We start from the raw sequence: 17,354 nt of genomic DNA, 5'->3' as shown, positions 1-17,354 counted from the left end.
CTATAATGTATAGCCCCCTTCTTTTATGTATATTTCCAATTATTTTTGTCGATGATGGTAATGATTAATCTGGAGGTGTTCGTATTGAAGAAGGGGACTTTAAAGCAAATTCTATTAATTACGGATGGGTGTTCTAATAAAGGAGAGGACCCAGCGGCAACTGCAGCTTTGGCACATCAACAAGGAATTACAGTCAATGTTATTGGTATTTTAGAAGATGACCAAACAGAAGAACCAGAAGGCTTACAAGAAGTCGAAGAAATTGCACTATCTGGTGGTGGTGTAAGTCAGTTAGTTTATAAGCAAGCATTATCCCAAACTGTACAAATGGTAACGAAGCAAGGGATGACCCAGACCTTGCAGGGGTTAGTCAATTTGGAACTAAAACAAATTCTCGGCAAAGAACAAACAATGGAAGATTTAGATCCAGAAAAGCGTGGGGAAATCATGGAAGTGGTCGAGGACTTAGGTGAGACAAGTGATCTAGAAGTATTAGTTCTAATTGATACTAGTGCAAGTATGCATGATAAATTACCAACGGTTAAGGAAGCTTTAATTGATTTGTCTATTAGTTTGAATTCCAGGGTAGGGAGAAACCGTTTCGCTATTTATAATTTCCCAGGAAAACGTAAGGATATTGATAAAGTACTAGACTGGTCTCCAAGACTTGATACGATGTCATCGGTATTTCCAAAGCTTACTAGTGGAGGGATTACTCCAACAGGTCCAGCTATTCGAGAGGCAATGTATCAATTTGGTAAAAAAAGCTTGCTAAGGAGCTTCAGAAATAATCATGAACAAGACATTGAAAACGCATGATTCTTTTCTAAGACCTGGGGTGACTCTAACTGGAAAGTGGCATCAAAAACGTTATGTAATCATTCGTAAGTTAGGAAATGGTGCAATAGGATCGGTTTATCTATGTGATGCAAATGGTAGAAAAGCAGCATTAAAGATAAGTGATATAAGTACTTCTATTACGATGGAGGTTAATGTGTTGAAATCACTAGGGAAGGTCCAAGGAAAGAGTCTTGGACCTTCTTTATTGGATGTTGATGATTGGGTGACACCCCTCGGACAGACATTCTCATTCTATGTAATGGAGTATATTCATGGAAGAGCACTCCCAGAATTTATGAAACAGAATGGTAATGAATGGATTGGAGTGTTTATGCTGCAACTTTTAGAGGATTTGGACAGCTTGCATCAGTCTGGATGGGTATTCGGCGACTTAAAGGTTGATAATTTACTCGTAACAGGCTCACCTACACGACTTCGCTGGATTGATGTTGGAGGAACGACACAGATAGGTAGAGCGATAAAAGAGTATACAGAATTCTATGACCGAGGGTATTGGGGGTTAGGCACAAGAAAAGCTGAACCGAGCTATGACTTATTTGCGTTAGTAATGGTATTCGTGAGTGTTTTCTATCCTAAACATTTTCCAAAAGGGTCAAATCCACAAACAACACTATTTAAGAAGATTAATGATGTAAAGGCACTTCGTCCGTATGAAGATTGTTTTAAAAAGGCGTTAACAGGGAAATATCAAACAAGTGATGAAATGAAGCAAGAAATAACATCAGTAATATATGATTTGCAGAGGAAACCACAAACTCCCACTAAAAGAAAACACGACAATCCTCCACTCGCAATGGAGTCAATAGGTTTCTTATTAATTGCACTTGGGTACTATTTATCCTCACTATTAATTCCTTAATAGCATAATGGTTCTGTGTTAAAATGAAGTGGTAAGCAGTAATTAAGAGGGTGGACGTTTAGTGAAGGATGTTGTGACAGATTTTATCAAAAAGCATCAATTATTATTACCGGATACAACTGTCTTAGTAGCAGTATCTGGTGGTCCAGATTCAATGGCACTCCTACATTTTTTTAAGTCCATTCAAGTCGAATGGAACTTAAGGTTGATTGCGCTCTCTGTCGATCATCAATTAAGAGGAGAGGAAAGTAAAGAGGACCTTGAATATGTGGAAAAAATGTGCCAAGAATGGGATATAGAATTTATTGGAACCTCAGTCGATGTTATGGGCTATAAGAAGAATGAACATATCGGAACACAAATTGCTGCGAGAAAGCTAAGGTATGATTTTTTTGCTGACCAAATGAAGCATTTACAGGCAGATTATCTAGCCTTTGGTCATCATGGTGATGATCAAGCAGAAACCATGTTAATGAAGATGGTTCGTTCAGCGGATTCTAGATTCTTCTCAGGTATGCCTGTAAAAAGAGAATTTGCTGGTGGGGTTATTATTAGACCACTATTATGTGTGACAAAAAAAGAGCTTGAAAACTATTGTCAGATTAATGGTATTGTCCCAAGAATTGACCCTTCTAATGCAAGTGTTGATTATACTCGTAATTTTTACCGAATAAAAGTACTGCCATTATTAAAAAGTAAAAACGGGAACTTACATAAAACGATCCAACATTTGAGTGAATCACTGGAAGCGGATGAGGATTTTCTACAATTGGAAGCGAAAAAGATGTTTAAGGAAGTTGTTCAATTAGAAGGAAATCCGATCACAGCTACGTTTAAAATTGATGACTTTGTATCACGTGCATCTGCTTTACAAAGGCGTGTCTATCATCTAATATTAAAATATCTATATCATAATGATTTGCCTAAGGATTTATCATATGTCCACGAGGAACAATTACTATCGTTATTGGCCAAAGATAAACGTAATGTACAAATTGATTTTCCCCGTCATTTAAAGGTAGAAAAAGCATATAATAAACTTATCTTTTATTTCCAAGAAGCAGAGAAAAAATTGCCTAATTTCCATGAGGTCCTAAATGTGCCCGGTGAAGTGTTATTACCAAATGGCAACAAATTGATAGCTAGATATCAACATGAATTCACTAGTCAAAATGAAAATACATATATATGTTTGCAAAGTGATATTATGCTTCCTTTACATATTCGAACACGTCGTGATGGCGATCGAATGAGTTGGAAGGGGTTAAACGGAAGTAAAAAGTTGAAAGATATTTTTATCGATGCAAAAATACCCATACAAGATCGGAATAGTTGGCCAATTGTAACGGATAATAATGGGGATATACTTTGGCTTGTTGGTTTAAAAAAAAGAGATCCAATACCAAACCAAAAAAGTTCCTCATATATACAGCTTTATTATGAATAAGGTAATTTGTAGGAGGGTTTTATTTGCATAACGAAATAAAAAAGATACTCGTTACAGAAGAAGAAATTGCAGCAAAGTGTAAAGAAATTGGGGCGAAACTAACAGAGGAATATGAAGGACGCTTTCCGTTAGTTATCGGCGTCTTAAAGGGTGCATTGCCATTTATGTCTGATGTATTAAGACAAGTACACACCCACTTGGAAATGGACTTTATGGATGTTTCTAGTTACGGTGGTACTAACACCAAATCTTCAGGGGAAGTAAAGATATTAAAAGACCTTAATACGAAGGTAGAGGGTCGTGATTTGTTAATCATTGAAGACATTATCGATAGTGGTAATACACTACGATATTTAGTTGATTTATTTAAATATCGTCAAGCAAAATCTGTAAAGATTGTTACGTTGCTCGATAAGCCATCTGGTCGTACAGCAGATATTAAGGCAGATTTAGTAGGATTTGAAGTGCCAGATGAATTTGTTGTAGGATATGGGCTAGACTATGATGAAAAGTACCGTAACTTACCATATATAGGTGTCCTAAAGCCAGAAATTTATGGTGGAGAAGAATAATTAAAAGACACGTTAGCTGTTGTTCCGAATGTGGGGAGCAATTAGTTGAAAAATTTAAATTTTATATGATACTATTGTTAATAGTTTTTCCCGTTTGGGAGGAGGTAGGCAATGAACCGAGTATTTCGTAGTGCGTTTTTTTACTTAATCATATTTTTGGTTATTATAGCTGTGATTAGCTTATTAAGTGGCCAGAATGAACAAGCAGAAGAACTAGATGTTCAGAAGTTTATGCAATCACTTGAAACAGGTGAAGTTAAAGAAATGACGATGCAGCCTGTTAATGGAATTATGCGTATTACAGGTAAGCTAAGTGATGACAAACAGTTTGTCGCACAAGTACCTAATAATGAAGAAATTGTCGCTGATATTACGACTATTGCACGTGAGCAAAGTCTCATGAAAGTGGAACCAATGGATCAGCCAAGTATTTGGGTTACGCTTCTAACAACGATGATTCCATTTTTAATCATTGGACTTTTATTCTTCTTCTTACTTAGTCAAGCACAAGGTGGCGGCGGCGGCCGTGTTATGAACTTTGGTAAAAGTAAGGCGAAAATGTATAGCGAAGAAAAGAAAAAAGTTCGCTTTACGGATGTAGCGGGTGCAGATGAAGAGAAACAGGAATTAGTGGAAGTAGTTGAGTTTCTGAAAGACCCACGTAAATTCTCTGCAATTGGGGCAAGAATTCCAAAAGGGGTACTACTAGTTGGACCTCCAGGAACAGGTAAAACACTACTTGCACGTGCGGTTGCAGGTGAAGCGGGTGTTCCATTCTTCTCTATCAGTGGTTCTGACTTTGTAGAGATGTTTGTTGGTGTCGGTGCTTCACGTGTACGTGATTTATTCGAAAATGCTAAGAAAAATGCACCTTGTATTATATTTATCGATGAAATTGATGCAGTAGGTCGTCAGCGTGGTGCGGGTCTTGGTGGTGGTCATGACGAGCGTGAGCAAACATTAAACCAGTTACTTGTTGAAATGGATGGTTTTGGAGCAAATGAAGGTATCATTATTATCGCTGCAACAAACCGACCAGATATTTTAGATCCAGCACTTCTTCGTCCAGGACGCTTTGACAGACAAATAACAGTTGACCGTCCAGATGTAAAAGGTCGTCAAGAAGTCCTTAAAGTTCATGCTAGAAACAAACCTTTAGATGCTTCTGTTGATCTTAAAACGATCGCTATGCGCACACCTGGTTTTTCAGGAGCTGACTTAGAAAACCTTCTGAATGAAGCAGCACTAGTTGCGGCTCGTCGAGATAAGAAGGAAGTTGACATGTTAGATGTGGATGAAGCAATTGACCGTGTAATTGCTGGTCCTGCTAAAAAGAACAGAGTTGTATCCGAGAAAGAACGTAATATCGTTGCATATCATGAAAGCGGACATACAATTATTGGTATGGTGCTCGACGATGCTGATATCGTTCATAAGGTAACGATTGTTCCTCGTGGGCAAGCTGGTGGTTATGCCGTTATGCTTCCAAAAGAAGACCGTTACTTCATGACTAAGCCGGAGCTATTCGATAAAATCACAGGTCTTTTAGGTGGCCGTGTAGCCGAAGAAATTGTCTTTGGTGAAGTAAGCACTGGTGCATCGAATGATTTCCAACGTGCTACTAGCATTGCACGTAAAATGATTACCGAGTATGGTATGAGTGATAAACTTGGACCTCTACAATATAGTAGTGGTGGTGGAGAAGTTTTCCTTGGAAGAGATATTAATAACGAACAGAATTATAGTGATGCAATTGCTCATGACATTGATCAAGAAATGCAAAACTTTATTAACCACTGTTATGATCGTGCAAAAACTATCCTTACGGAGAATCGCGATAAACTTGAACTAATCGCACAAACTCTTCTAGATGTTGAGACATTAGATGCAAGACAAATCAAGTCTCTATTCGAAGATGGTGTTCTTCCTGACCCAGAAGATTACGTGGAAGAAAAAGCGGATAAGGATGTTAAAGTAAATATTACCTCTAAGAAGGACGATGAATCTGTGGACTCTTTTGACGAAGCCAAGGAGAAAGCCGATGATAAACTTCACAAAGAAATTGAAGAAGATCAAGAAGAGAAGAACAATTAATCAATAATAAACCAAGGCAGCCTTAGCGTTAAGGCTGCCTTTTCTATTCCTTTTCAGATTTGTAATTTCACTTACGAAAATGATTTTGGTATATTATTAAAGACTCAATTGTTTTTTGATTTTATCTTTAGAGTTGATTAATCAGGCCTTGGGCAACCTAGGTAATGATGATTTAGATTTTTTAAGTAAGCTTGTTTTCTTAAAGATTGTTGTATACTACATAATTGATAGAAACTGTGCGGTAACTACAGACTAATATCTCTTTCTTGATGAATTGAGTGCTAGGATAACGCTCCGGGGTCTTCGGACATGTGCTATTCCCGCAGGAGTCTCCGTATTCTGCCTGTGCTAGTTTAGATTTTCTATTAAAGTTAGAACTTATAATATAGTGTTGGCAATTACTTGCTTTCATTTGACTCAATCGTCACGAGCGTAGGAAATACACGGAGACTCCTGCGGGAGGATAGGCATAGGTGAGACCCCGCAAGAGCTTTAGCTCTGAGGAGGCTCACCAGCCGCCATGCGGCAAGGTAGACACTGTGAGGTGTTTTCGAACAGATGTCGCCCCTGTACTGGAAGTGAAAGCGGAGTGTATTTCCGAAGCGGGTATAATGCTCCCAACTATAAATTATTAGCCGTGCAGTGCAATTCCTATCAATACTAAAAGTAATAGCAACAACATCTCGAAAACAGCCTTAAGTAAAAACATATTAAGTAGGAAGGACCTTACATCATGCTATTTGTTCTAGACGTAGGAAATACAAACACAGTACTGGGAGTATTTGTCGAGGAAGAACTTAAATATCACTGGAGAATCAAAACGGACCGCTATAAAACAGAAGATGAATTTGGAATGTTAATTAAATCCCTGTTCGACTTCAGTGGCATTAAATTACAAGATATTACCGGTGTCGTCATATCATCCGTTGTACCTCCAATCATGTTCTCGCTAGATAGAATGTGTAAAATTTATTTTGGTATCGACCCAATAATAGTTGGAAAAGACACGGTAAAAACTAATTTAGAAATGTGTTATCCCAATCCAAAAGAGATTGGTGCTGATCGTATAGTAAATGCTGTCGGAGCTTTAAAGGAACATAAAGCACCACTTATCATTATTGACTTTGGTACAGCGACAACTTACTGTTACATAAATGAATCAAAGGAATATTGTGGCGGTATCATCTCCCCAGGAATAAATATATCAATGGAAGCTTTGTATCAACGAGCTTCTAAACTACCTAAGATTGAAATCGAGGCTCCAGAGAGTGTGGTTGGGAAATCAACCGTCGAAGCAATGAAATCTGGAGTTTTTTATGGATATATTGGTCAAGTAGATGGGATTGTTAATCGAATTAAGAAAGATGCCGGTAAGGATGCCAAGGTAATTGCTACTGGTGGACTTGCTCAATTAATAGGGGAATCAACCGATACGATTGATCATGTAGATCCTTTTCTAACCCTAAAAGGATTATATGAAATATACAAAATGAATCGATAATTAAAGTTATGAAGGAGACATCATTATGTCAGATTACTTAATTAAAGCTACTACTTTCAATGGAATGGTTCGTGCATATGCTATTCGCTCCACAAATATGGTGGAGGAAGCAAGGAGGCGTCAAGATACATGGGCTACCGCCTCAGCTGCAATGGGGCGTACCATGACAATTTCGGCCATGATCGGAGCCATGTTAAAAGGGGAGGACTCAATAACGGTTAAGGTTGAAGGTGGAGGACCAATCGGTGTCATTGTTGCTGATGCAAACGCAAAAGGTGAAGTTAGATCCTATGTAACACACCCCCATGTGGATTTTGACTTAAATGAAAAAGGGAAACTAGATGTTGCAAGAGCAGTTGGTACAACTGGAAGTCTTAGTGTTGTCAAAGACCTTGGATTGCGAGACTTCTTTACCGGACAAGTGCCAATTGTTTCCGGGGAAATTAGTGAAGATTTTACATACTACTTTGCTACCTCTGAGCAAGTACCTTCTGCGGTTGGGGCGGGTGTATTAGTTAATCCAGACCATACGATTTTGGCTAGTGGCGGATTCGTTGTTCAAGTAATGCCAGGAGCAGATGTTGAGGTAGTGGATAAACTAGAAGCAAGGATTAATTCTTTTCCACCTATTTCGTCGCTTATACAGCAAGGCAAAACCCCTGAAGAAATATTAGAACTTTTATTTGAAGGGGAAGAATTGAAGATTCATGAAAAGATGCCTGTACAATTTAAATGTAAATGTTCAAAAGAAAGATTGGCAAATGCGATTGTTGGATTAGGTAATGATGAAATTAGACAAATGATTGATGAAGATCACGGAGCAGAGGCAACTTGTCACTTCTGTAATGAAACCTATCATTTCACAGAAGAAGAACTTGAGGAACTTATCAAAGCTTAATACGGGTAATGGAAGGAGTAAATCATGTCAAAAAAATTATTATTCAGCATCATTGTTGTACTCCTGATTACAAATGTTGCAACGATGCTATTTTGGAAAAATGATCAAACAGAAACTCCTGTTGTTGATGATGAAAAAATAGATACGAAAAAACCAGTAGCCACAATAGACGGGGAAAAAGTTTCTTATGGGGATTGGATGAAATCCCTTCAAGACAATTATGGAAAAAAAGAACTGAAGAATATAATCGACCATCAAGTTGTGGAAAAGTTGGCGGATGATCATAATATTACAATTAGTGATAAAGTGATAGAAAGAGATATAGCTCTCTTAACTACAATGCAAGGCCTGACCTCAAAAGAGGATTTACAGAAATTAGAAGAAAGCTGGCGGAGTGATATTTTATACCGATATCAACTTGAAGCACTCCTTGCTGAAGGTAATCAAATTTCAGAACAGGAAGTACAAACATATTACACAAAGTATCATGAACAATATCAGTTTGATAAATCGTTACAGTTCTCTCATATATTAGTATCTACTATGGATACCGCGGAAAAGGTATATGCAGAATTAGAAGATGGAGCATCTTTTTCGTTATTAGCAAAGGAATACTCTATTGATGAAGATACAAGAGAAGGTGGAGGTTACTTAGGATTTAATTCTGTCAATACGGAGTTCTTACCTTCCAATTATTTTGATATAGCGGCGGAGCTTGAAGAATATTCTTATAGTGAGCCTTTTGTGACAAGTAATGGTATTGCAATTCTCTACTTACATAAAAGCTTACCAGATATAACGTTTAACTATGAGGAATTAAAACCATTTATCCGTAATGAACTAGCGTTAAAATCTTCCAATCAAAAATTAGTTGCAGAGCCATTATGGGAGAAATTAGATATAAATTGGCTTTATGGGGAATAGTATATATAAAAAGTAAAAAAGCATTTTCGTGAGAAGGATAAGCGAAATTGCTTTTTTCATAAGTCAGAGATCGAAAATTTCCCATCTTTATGAGCACAGGACTTTCCAGTACCTCATTTAAACTAATCTTGCTTAATGTAGCCTAATTTTTGCATTTCTGTTGACAGTTTAATGAACTTGGGAGTACATTATATATAAATCCTATAAGTTTAGTAGGAATTATGAGGAGGTAATTTCATGAGAGTATCAGATAATATTACCGGCTTAATCGGAGAAACGCCAATTGTTAAATTAAATGGTATTGCAGACGAAGACAGTGCAGATATATATGTGAAATTAGAATACTTTAACCCAGGTAGCTCCGTTAAAGATCGTATTGCACTTGCAATGATTGAAGCGGCTGAAGAAGAAGGTAAGCTAGAAAAAGGTGGCACAATTGTCGAACCAACTAGTGGGAATACTGGTATTGGTTTAGCGATGGTCGCTGCGGCCAAAGGGTATAGAACAGTTATTGTAATGCCTGACACAATGAGTAAAGAGCGACGTAATATTTTACGTGCATATGGTGCAGAATTAATTTTGACACCTGGTGCAGATGGTATGAAAGGTGCCATTAAAAAGGCAGGAGAGTTAGTGGAAGAAAAGGGCTACTTTATGCCACAACAATTTATGAATAAAGCAAACCCAGAAGTACATGCACGTACGACTGGTAATGAAATTGTGAAACAAATGGAAGATGGCCTAGATGCATTTGTATCTGGCGTTGGAACTGGCGGAACAGTAACTGGTGCTGGTAAGGTACTTAGAGAAAACTTTAAAGATATTAAAATATATGCGGTTGAACCGACAGACTCACCTGTATTGTCGGGTGGAAACCCTGGGCCTCATAAAATTCAAGGGCTTGGTGCTGGATTTGTTCCTGATGTACTTGACACAAAATCATATGATGAAGTTGTTCAAGTTTCTAACGAAGAGGCATTCGAGACTTCTCGTGAAGTAGCAAAAACGAATGGTATCCTAGGTGGTATTTCTTCAGGTGCTGCAGTTGCTGCTGCGAAGAAGGTGGCCAAAGAATTAGGGAAAGGTAAAAAGGTTCTTGCCGTATTACCTGACAATGGTGAAAGATATCTTTCAACACCGCTATATCAATTTGATGAAGAATAATGATTACGATCAAAAGGCTAGTATCTGAAAACGATGCTAGCCTTTTTTATGTAAGCAAAGTACATATTAACTAAGAAGAAATTCAGGGATAGTCACAATAGGTGCCAAGTAGCAAGAAGAGTTACCAATTTATATAGGCTCCAAGCGAATGCGAGTTTTTCTAATATATGGTACGATTAGACTAATTATTTTAGTTGGAAGGGACTAAGAAGGTTATGTTTTTAAGAACGAAAACAAAGACATATGATTTGTCATCCAGAACACATATCATGGGTATATTAAATGTTACGCCAGATTCCTTTTCAGATGGTGGTCATTACACAACGATTGAACGAGCTGTTGAGCAAGCAATGAAAATGGAGAAACAAGGTGCAGATATTATTGATATAGGAGGAGAATCAACAAGACCTGATCATGATCCAATATCTGTAGATGAAGAGCTTGCACGTGTAGTACCGGTAATTAAAGCTGTAAGAGAGGCAATTTCTATACCCATATCGATTGATACCTATAAAGCAGAAACAGCAAGACAGGCAGTAATTGCAGGGGCCGATATTATCAATGATGTATGGGGAGCCAAAAAAGAGCCCGAAATTGCTTCAGTTGCTGCAGTGTACAATGTGCCAATTATATTGATGCACAATCGTACTGATGAAAACTATACCTCGATAATTGAGGATATGAAGCGGGATTTAGAAGAAAGTATTAATATTGCGGTTAAAGCTGGTGTTTCAAGAGAGAACATTATTCTTGACCCAGGAGTTGGTTTTGCTAAAAGTGCTAATGATAACCTTATTGTCATGAATAATTTAGAAAAGCTAGTCAATATGGGCTATCCATTCTTACTTGCAACTTCAAGGAAACGATTTATAGGGAGCGTCCTAGATGTCCCACCTGCTGAGCGTGATAATGGAACAGGGGCAACAACGTGCTTAGGGATTATGAAGGGAGCACATATGGTGCGAGTACATAATGTTAAAGTTAATGTGGAGTTAGCAAGAATGATGGACGCTATGTTACATGTGGAGGATAAATAATGGATAAGATTATACTTACGAATATGCAATTTTATGGATTTCACGGACTTTTACCGGAGGAAAATAAGCTAGGTCAGCGATTTAATGTTGATTTGGAGCTGTTTTTAGATACATCCAATGCAGGTTTAAGCGACAATATGCACGACTCAATTGACTATAGCCAAGCATATCAACATGTAAAGAAAATAGTAGAAGGGGATGCCAAAAATCTGATTGAGGCAGTGACGGAGACGATTGCTTCTGATTTATTAGCTTCTTTTGAACTATTAAAGGCATGTAGGGTAAAAGTAATCAAGCCAGATCCACCAATACCTGGACACTATAAGTCGGTTGCAGTAGAAATATATCGGGAGAAAGCACATGAATAAAGCATTTATTGCACTAGGAACGAATATTGAACCAAGAAAAGACTATTTAGATCAAGCCATTCAATTACTTAGTAAGGTTAAAGACATCCAAATTATACAGAAGTCTTCCATTTACCAGACACCTCCGGTTGGTTACACCGACCAAGCCGACTTTTTGAATATGGTATTGGAAATAAGTACATGGTTACCTTCAGAAAAATTATTGGATAAATGCCAAGAAGTAGAGAATGAGTTGGGGAGAAAGCGGATTATTCGTTTCGGTCCTAGAACAATTGACCTTGACATATTAGTCTATAATGAAGAAAATAAAAAAACGGAGCGATTAACCATCCCTCATCCAAGAATGAGACAGCGAGGGTTTGTGTTAGTTCCTCTAAACGAACTTGCCCCTGAATTGCTACTACCTGGATTAGGTAAAACGGTAAATCAATTATTAAATGATCTTCCAGAACAGGACAAGAAGGATATTTCGAAATGGAAAACGGCCGAATCGGAAGAAGAATAAGGGCATTTCGTAAGTTAAAAGGATATACTCAAGTGGAGTTAGCGAATAAACTTGGAGTTTCGTTAAATGTGCTAGGGGCAGTAGAACGTGGAACTAAACAGGTATCGGAAGAATTAATCGATCAAATTGCGGAAACGCTAAACATAGATAAGAAAGAAATACTAGGTATAGGATAAGTTCGTGTTACGAATGATCTAGGGGCTAAGATATGTACAATGTTTTTTTAAGACTTGAGGAGGAGTAACAGTGTGGAAAATTGGGGACATCACCATTCCTAACCGAGTAACGCTTGCGCCTATGGCTGGAGTCAGTAACTGGGCATTCAGGTTAACGGTAAAGGAATTTGGTGCAGGACTTATTACTGCCGAAATGGTAAGTGATAAAGGAATCTTGAATCGAAATAAAAAGACATTGGAAATGTTATATATAGATGAACAAGAAATGCCAATGAGTTTACAGATTTTCGGTGGTGACAAAGATTCTCTTGTTCAGGCGGCACAATACGTGGATCAAAATACAAATGCTTCCATTATTGACATAAATATGGGATGCCCTGCGCCTAAGATTACAAAGGTCGATGCAGGTTCTCGTTGGTTATTAGATCCAGATAAAATTTATCATATGGTTAAAGCAGTTGTGGAGAACACAGAAAAACCTGTAACTGTAAAGATGCGCGCGGGTTGGGATGAAGATCATATCTATGCTGTGGAAAATGCAAAGGCAATTGAAGCGGCAGGCGGAAGCGCCATAGGTCTACATGGTCGTACTAGGAAGCAAATGTATGAAGGTTATGCGAACTGGGATATCATTAAGGAAGTAAAATCAGCCGTTAATATTCCGGTAATCGGTAATGGTGATATCGATAGTCCAGAAATTGCAAAGAAGCGGTTAGAAGAAACTGGTGTAGATGCGGTCATGATTGGTCGAGCGGCATTAGGAAATCCGTGGATTATCTATCAAGTAGCCAAGTACCTTGAAACGGGTGTACTAATGGATGATCCTTCACCAAGAGAGAAAGTTGATGTATGTCTACTTCATATGGATCGTTTAATTAAATTAAAAGGTGAAAAAGTAGCCATTATGGAAATGCGTAAACATGCAGCTTGGTATTTAAAAGGGCTGAATGGAAATGGGAAAGCTAGAAAGCTTATTAATAGTGCAGAAACACGTGATGCCTTAGTAAACATCTTGTCTGAGTTTGTAAGAGAAGCTGAGGCAGTTATTCAAGCTTCCTAGGTTTATATGTAAAATCTGCTGGTTCTTACTAGCAGATTTTTTTAAAAACATGATTAGTTGATGATAGGGCCTTTTGAGGTGTAAAATGAAGGTTATATTGGCAAATAGGAAAGTATAGATACCTTTCCATATAGCATATGCAAAAACTAACACATTTGCTAGAGAACAAGCGAATGCGAGTTTTTCTAAAGATAATGATAGATAAAATGAACTAATAATATCTAATTAATACTAAATTGGAGTGATAAGAATGTCGGAAGAATTAAATGAACATATGCGTGTTCGCCGAGAAAAACTAGGTACATATCGTGAGAATGGCGTGGATCCTTTTGGGGGAAAGTTTGAGCGTACGAGTCTTGCAAAAAATCTTCATGAACAATATGAACAATATTCAAAAGAGGAATTAGAAGAAACAGAACATCAAGTAACTATTGCTGGTAGAGTGATGACAAAGCGTGGCAAAGGTAAAGCTGGTTTTGCACATATTCAAGATTTAAGTGGTCAAATTCAATTATATGTTCGTAAGGATGCTATTGGTGAAGAAGCTTATGAAGTCTTCAACACGGTCGACCTTGGAGATATTGTTGGAGTAACTGGTGTAATGTTTAAAACAAATGTTGGTGAACTATCAGTTAAAGCTACAGAGTTCCAATTACTTACTAAATCATTACGTCCACTACCTGAGAAATATCACGGGTTAAAAGATGTAGAGCAACGATATCGCCAACGTTACCTTGACCTAATTACTAACATGGAAAGCAGAGAAACATTTGTAACCCGCAGTAAAATCATCCGTGCTATGCGTAATTATCTTGATGGGCAAGGTTTTCTTGAAGTAGAAACACCAATGATGCACAGTATTCCTGGTGGTGCTTCAGCAAGACCATTCATCACTCACCATAATGCGTTGGATATTCCTTTATATATGCGAATCGCAATTGAACTACATCTAAAGCGTTTAATTGTTGGTGGACTTGAAAAAGTATATGAAATTGGAAGAGTATTCCGTAATGAAGGGGTGTCTACGAGACATAATCCAGAGTTTACGATGATAGAGCTTTATGAAGCATATGCTGATTATCATGATATCATGGAGCTTACAGAAAATATGGTTGCCCATATTGCTGAGGAAGTACTTGGAACAACGACGGTTACTTATGGTGAATATGAAATTGATTTAAAACCAAAATGGAAGAGACTTCATATGGTTGATGCTGTAAAAGAATATACTGGTGTAGATTTCTGGGAACACATGAGTGACGAAACGGCTAGAGAACTTGCAAAAGAACACGGTGTAGAAATAAAGAGCAACATGACATTTGGTCACATTGTTAATGAATTCTTTGAACAAAAAGTAGAAGAAAAACTAATTCAGCCAACTTTTGTATATGGGCATCCAGTGGAAATCTCTCCACTTGCGAAGAAAAATACGGAAGATGAACGTTTCACAGATCGCTTTGAATTATTTATTGTAGCAAGAGAACATGCAAATGCTTTTAGTGAACTTAATGATCCAATCGATCAACGTGAGCGATTTGAAGCCCAAGTAAAAGAAAGAGATGAAGGAAATGATGAAGCACATCTAATGGATGAAGATTTCCTAGAAGCTCTTGAATATGGAATGCCTCCAACCGGTGGATTAGGAATCGGTATCGATAGATTAGTTATGTTATTAACAAACTCACCATCGATTCGTGATGTACTTCTATTCCCACAAATGCGAAATAAATAATTGATAAAGTAGTTAATGAGAAAAGTCCTTTGGAATAAATCTCATTAAATTGAACATACCGTATGAAATCTCTAATGGTTTGATTTCATACGGTATTGTTTTATATAAATAGATGTAATGTGAAACGATTATTACTTCTCATTCACCCTCTTTTCAGGGGTTCGTATATTAAAAATATAATTCCATTTATTTCCTTGAATAAAAGCTTGATTTATGGTTAAAATCATGATAAATTATATAACGTTGCTTGTTCATAAGGAACAAAGTAACGGTTAAAAAAGATGTTGACAATAAAATGCCAGCATGATATATTAATAAGGTCGCTGATTTGAGAGGCGATTAAATGTTTTAAAAACTTTTATAAAAAAACTATTGACATCGAGAATTGAAAATAGTATAATATAAGAGTTGACGAAAAAACAACATTTTATTTTTGCTCCTTGAAAACTGAACAAAACAACCAGTATGTAAGAAAAAACAACCCTGTTTTTTCTATTTTAAAAGAAATTCTAAAAGCTAGCGTGCTTTTAGTAGCTAAGAACTTAATTGACTCGTTCAATTATAATAAACAAACTTTTTTGGAGAGTTTGATCTTGGCTCAGGACGAACGCTGGCGGCGTGCCTAATACATGCAAGTCGAGCGAGTGAAACTAACTGATCCCTTCGGGGTGATGTTAGTGGATCTAGCGGCGGACGGGTGAGTAACACGTGGGCAACCTGCCTATGAGACTGGGATAACTCGCGGAAACGCGAGCTAATACCGGATAATACTTTTCATCACATGGTGAGAAAATGAAAGGCGGCGTAAGCTGTCACTCATAGATGGGCCCGCGGCGCATTAGCTAGTTGGTGAGGTAACGGCTCACCAAGGCCACGATGCGTAGCCGACCTGAGAGGGTGATCGGCCACACTGGGACTGAGACACGGCCCAGACTCCTACGGGAGGCAGCAGTAGGGAATCTTCCGCAATGGACGAAAGTCTGACGGAGCAACGCCGCGTGAGCGATGAAGGTCTTCGGATTGTAAAGCTCTGTTGTTAGGGAAGAACAAGTACAAGAGTAACTGCTTGTACCTTGACGGTACCTAACCAGAAAGCCACGGCTAACTACGTGCCAGCAGCCGCGGTAATACGTAGGTGGCAAGCGTTGTCCGGAATTATTGGGCGTAAAGCGCGCGCAGGCGGTCCTTTAAGTCTGATGTGAAAGCCCACGGCTTAACCGTGGAGGGTCATTGGAAACTGGGGGACTTGAGTACAGAAGAGGAGAGTGGAATTCCACGTGTAGCGGTGAAATGCGTAGAGATGTGGAGGAACACCAGTGGCGAAGGCGACTCTCTGGTCTGTAACTGACGCTGAGGCGCGAAAGCGTGGGTAGCGAACAGGATTAGATACCCTGGTAGTCCACGCCGTAAACGATGAGTGCTAGGTGTTAGGGGGTTTCCGCCCCTTAGTGCTGAAGTTAACGCATTAAGCACTCCGCCTGGGGAGTACGGCCGCAAGGCTGAAACTCAAAAGAATTGACGGGGGCCCGCACAAGCGGTGGAGCATGTGGTTTAATTCGAAGCAACGCGAAGAACCTTACCAGGTCTTGACATCCTCTGACACCCCTAGAGATAGGGCTTTCCCTTCGGGGACAGAGTGACAGGTGGTGCATGGTTGTCGTCAGCTCGTGTCGTGAGATGTTGGGTTAAGTCCCGCAACGAGCGCAACCCTTGATCTTAGTTGCCAGCATTTAGTTGGGCACTCTAAGGTGACTGCCGGTGACAAACCGGAGGAAGGTGGGGATGACGTCAAATCATCATGCCCCTTATGACCTGGGCTACACACGTGCTACAATGGATGGTACAAAGGGCAGCGAAGCCGCGAGGTGAAGCAAATCCCATAAAACCATTCTCAGTTCGGATTGCAGGCTGCAACTCGCCTGCATGAAGCCGGAATCGCTAGTAATCGCGGATCAGCATGCCGCGGTGAATACGTTCCCGGGCCTTGTACACACCGCCCGTCACACCACGAGAGTTGGTAACACCCGAAGTCGGTGAGGTAACCTTTTGGAGCCAGCCGCCTAAGGTGGGATCAATGATTGGGGTGAAGTCGTAACAAGGTAGCCGTATCGGAAGGTGCGGCTGGATCACCTCCTTTCTAAGGATATATTACGGAA

Annotated in this window: 15 protein-coding genes and 1 rRNA gene; all 16 read left to right on the top strand. The window is 38.8% G+C overall.

Annotated features, from left to right (window positions below):
* Nucleotides 1-84 precede the first annotated feature (84 nt).
* Nucleotides 85-819, top strand: a complete 735-nt coding sequence (locus tag TY11_RS14190) for a vWA domain-containing protein (protein WP_042147465.1) — start codon at nucleotides 85-87, stop codon at nucleotides 817-819.
* Nucleotides 794-1,720, top strand: a complete 927-nt coding sequence (prkT, locus tag TY11_RS14185; RefSeq protein ID WP_042147461.1) for a serine/threonine protein kinase PrkT — start codon at nucleotides 794-796, stop codon at nucleotides 1,718-1,720. Before TY11_RS14190 ends, prkT begins: the two co-directional genes overlap by 26 nt.
* 61 nt (nucleotides 1,721-1,781) lie before the next feature.
* Nucleotides 1,782-3,167, top strand: coding sequence for a tRNA lysidine(34) synthetase TilS (gene tilS / locus TY11_RS14180; protein WP_042147458.1), 1,386 nt, complete (start codon nucleotides 1,782-1,784; stop codon nucleotides 3,165-3,167).
* A gap of 23 nt (nucleotides 3,168-3,190) precedes the next feature.
* Nucleotides 3,191-3,739, top strand: a complete 549-nt coding sequence (gene hpt / locus TY11_RS14175; RefSeq protein ID WP_042147456.1) for a hypoxanthine phosphoribosyltransferase — start codon at nucleotides 3,191-3,193, stop codon at nucleotides 3,737-3,739.
* Between the two features lie 111 nt (nucleotides 3,740-3,850).
* Nucleotides 3,851-5,833: an ATP-dependent zinc metalloprotease FtsH gene (ftsH, locus tag TY11_RS14170; protein ID WP_042147453.1), complete on the top strand. Its 1,983-nt coding sequence runs from the start codon at nucleotides 3,851-3,853 to the stop codon at nucleotides 5,831-5,833.
* A 733-nt stretch (nucleotides 5,834-6,566) separates the two neighbouring features.
* Nucleotides 6,567-7,334, top strand: a complete 768-nt coding sequence (locus tag TY11_RS14165; protein ID WP_042147450.1) for a type III pantothenate kinase — start codon at nucleotides 6,567-6,569, stop codon at nucleotides 7,332-7,334.
* Nucleotides 7,335-7,359: 25 nt separating this feature from the next.
* Complete coding sequence (hslO, locus tag TY11_RS14160; protein ID WP_042147447.1) at nucleotides 7,360-8,232, top strand: Hsp33 family molecular chaperone HslO; 873 nt, start codon at nucleotides 7,360-7,362, stop codon at nucleotides 8,230-8,232.
* A gap of 24 nt (nucleotides 8,233-8,256) precedes the next feature.
* A complete protein-coding gene (locus TY11_RS14155; protein WP_042147444.1) occupies nucleotides 8,257-9,156 on the top strand; it encodes a peptidylprolyl isomerase in 900 nt (299 codons plus the stop codon).
* Between the two features lie 237 nt (nucleotides 9,157-9,393).
* On the top strand, nucleotides 9,394-10,320 hold the full coding sequence (gene cysK / locus TY11_RS14150; protein WP_042147441.1) for a cysteine synthase A: 927 nt from the start codon (nucleotides 9,394-9,396) through the stop codon (nucleotides 10,318-10,320).
* A 215-nt stretch (nucleotides 10,321-10,535) separates the two neighbouring features.
* A complete protein-coding gene (gene folP / locus TY11_RS14145; RefSeq protein ID WP_042147438.1) occupies nucleotides 10,536-11,357 on the top strand; it encodes a dihydropteroate synthase in 822 nt (273 codons plus the stop codon).
* Nucleotides 11,357-11,725: a dihydroneopterin aldolase gene (gene folB / locus TY11_RS14140; protein WP_042147435.1), complete on the top strand. Its 369-nt coding sequence runs from the start codon at nucleotides 11,357-11,359 to the stop codon at nucleotides 11,723-11,725. Before folP ends, folB begins: the two co-directional genes overlap by 1 nt.
* The gene (gene folK / locus TY11_RS14135; RefSeq protein WP_042147432.1) at nucleotides 11,718-12,230 is read left to right on the top strand and encodes a 2-amino-4-hydroxy-6-hydroxymethyldihydropteridine diphosphokinase; all 513 of its coding nucleotides are present in this window, start codon (nucleotides 11,718-11,720) and stop codon (nucleotides 12,228-12,230) included. Before folB ends, folK begins: the two co-directional genes overlap by 8 nt.
* Nucleotides 12,200-12,406, top strand: a complete 207-nt coding sequence (locus TY11_RS14130; protein WP_042147429.1) for a helix-turn-helix domain-containing protein — start codon at nucleotides 12,200-12,202, stop codon at nucleotides 12,404-12,406. Before folK ends, TY11_RS14130 begins: the two co-directional genes overlap by 31 nt.
* A gap of 70 nt (nucleotides 12,407-12,476) precedes the next feature.
* Nucleotides 12,477-13,466, top strand: a complete 990-nt coding sequence (gene dusB / locus TY11_RS14125) for a tRNA dihydrouridine synthase DusB (protein ID WP_042147427.1) — start codon at nucleotides 12,477-12,479, stop codon at nucleotides 13,464-13,466.
* Between the two features lie 250 nt (nucleotides 13,467-13,716).
* Nucleotides 13,717-15,198, top strand: coding sequence for a lysine--tRNA ligase (lysS, locus tag TY11_RS14120; protein WP_042147424.1), 1,482 nt, complete (start codon nucleotides 13,717-13,719; stop codon nucleotides 15,196-15,198).
* Between the two features lie 575 nt (nucleotides 15,199-15,773).
* Nucleotides 15,774-17,335, top strand: a 16S ribosomal RNA gene (locus tag TY11_RS14115).
* Nucleotides 17,336-17,354 lie beyond the last annotated feature (19 nt).

Origin of the sequence: Paucisalibacillus algeriensis (assembly GCF_000577245.1) — a bacterium.
Taxonomy (GTDB): Bacteria; Bacillota; Bacilli; order Bacillales; family Amphibacillaceae; genus Ornithinibacillus.
The sequence above is the reverse complement of the archived record's forward strand: the minus strand, read 5'-3'. Positions and strand labels throughout refer to the sequence as shown.

Coding starts and splice junctions, on each gene's coding strand:
- prkT (WP_042147461.1), top strand. CDS start 794: ATGAACAAGACATTGAAAACGCATGATTCTTTTCTAAGACCTGGGGTG.
- ftsH (WP_042147453.1), top strand. CDS start 3,851: ATGAACCGAGTATTTCGTAGTGCGTTTTTTTACTTAATCATATTTTTG.
- TY11_RS14165 (WP_042147450.1), top strand. CDS start 6,567: ATGCTATTTGTTCTAGACGTAGGAAATACAAACACAGTACTGGGAGTA.
- hslO (WP_042147447.1), top strand. CDS start 7,360: ATGTCAGATTACTTAATTAAAGCTACTACTTTCAATGGAATGGTTCGT.
- TY11_RS14155 (WP_042147444.1), top strand. CDS start 8,257: ATGTCAAAAAAATTATTATTCAGCATCATTGTTGTACTCCTGATTACA.
- cysK (WP_042147441.1), top strand. CDS start 9,394: ATGAGAGTATCAGATAATATTACCGGCTTAATCGGAGAAACGCCAATT.
- folP (WP_042147438.1), top strand. CDS start 10,536: ATGTTTTTAAGAACGAAAACAAAGACATATGATTTGTCATCCAGAACA.
- folB (WP_042147435.1), top strand. CDS start 11,357: ATGGATAAGATTATACTTACGAATATGCAATTTTATGGATTTCACGGA.
- folK (WP_042147432.1), top strand. CDS start 11,718: ATGAATAAAGCATTTATTGCACTAGGAACGAATATTGAACCAAGAAAA.
- TY11_RS14130 (WP_042147429.1), top strand. CDS start 12,200: ATGGAAAACGGCCGAATCGGAAGAAGAATAAGGGCATTTCGTAAGTTA.
- lysS (WP_042147424.1), top strand. CDS start 13,717: ATGTCGGAAGAATTAAATGAACATATGCGTGTTCGCCGAGAAAAACTA.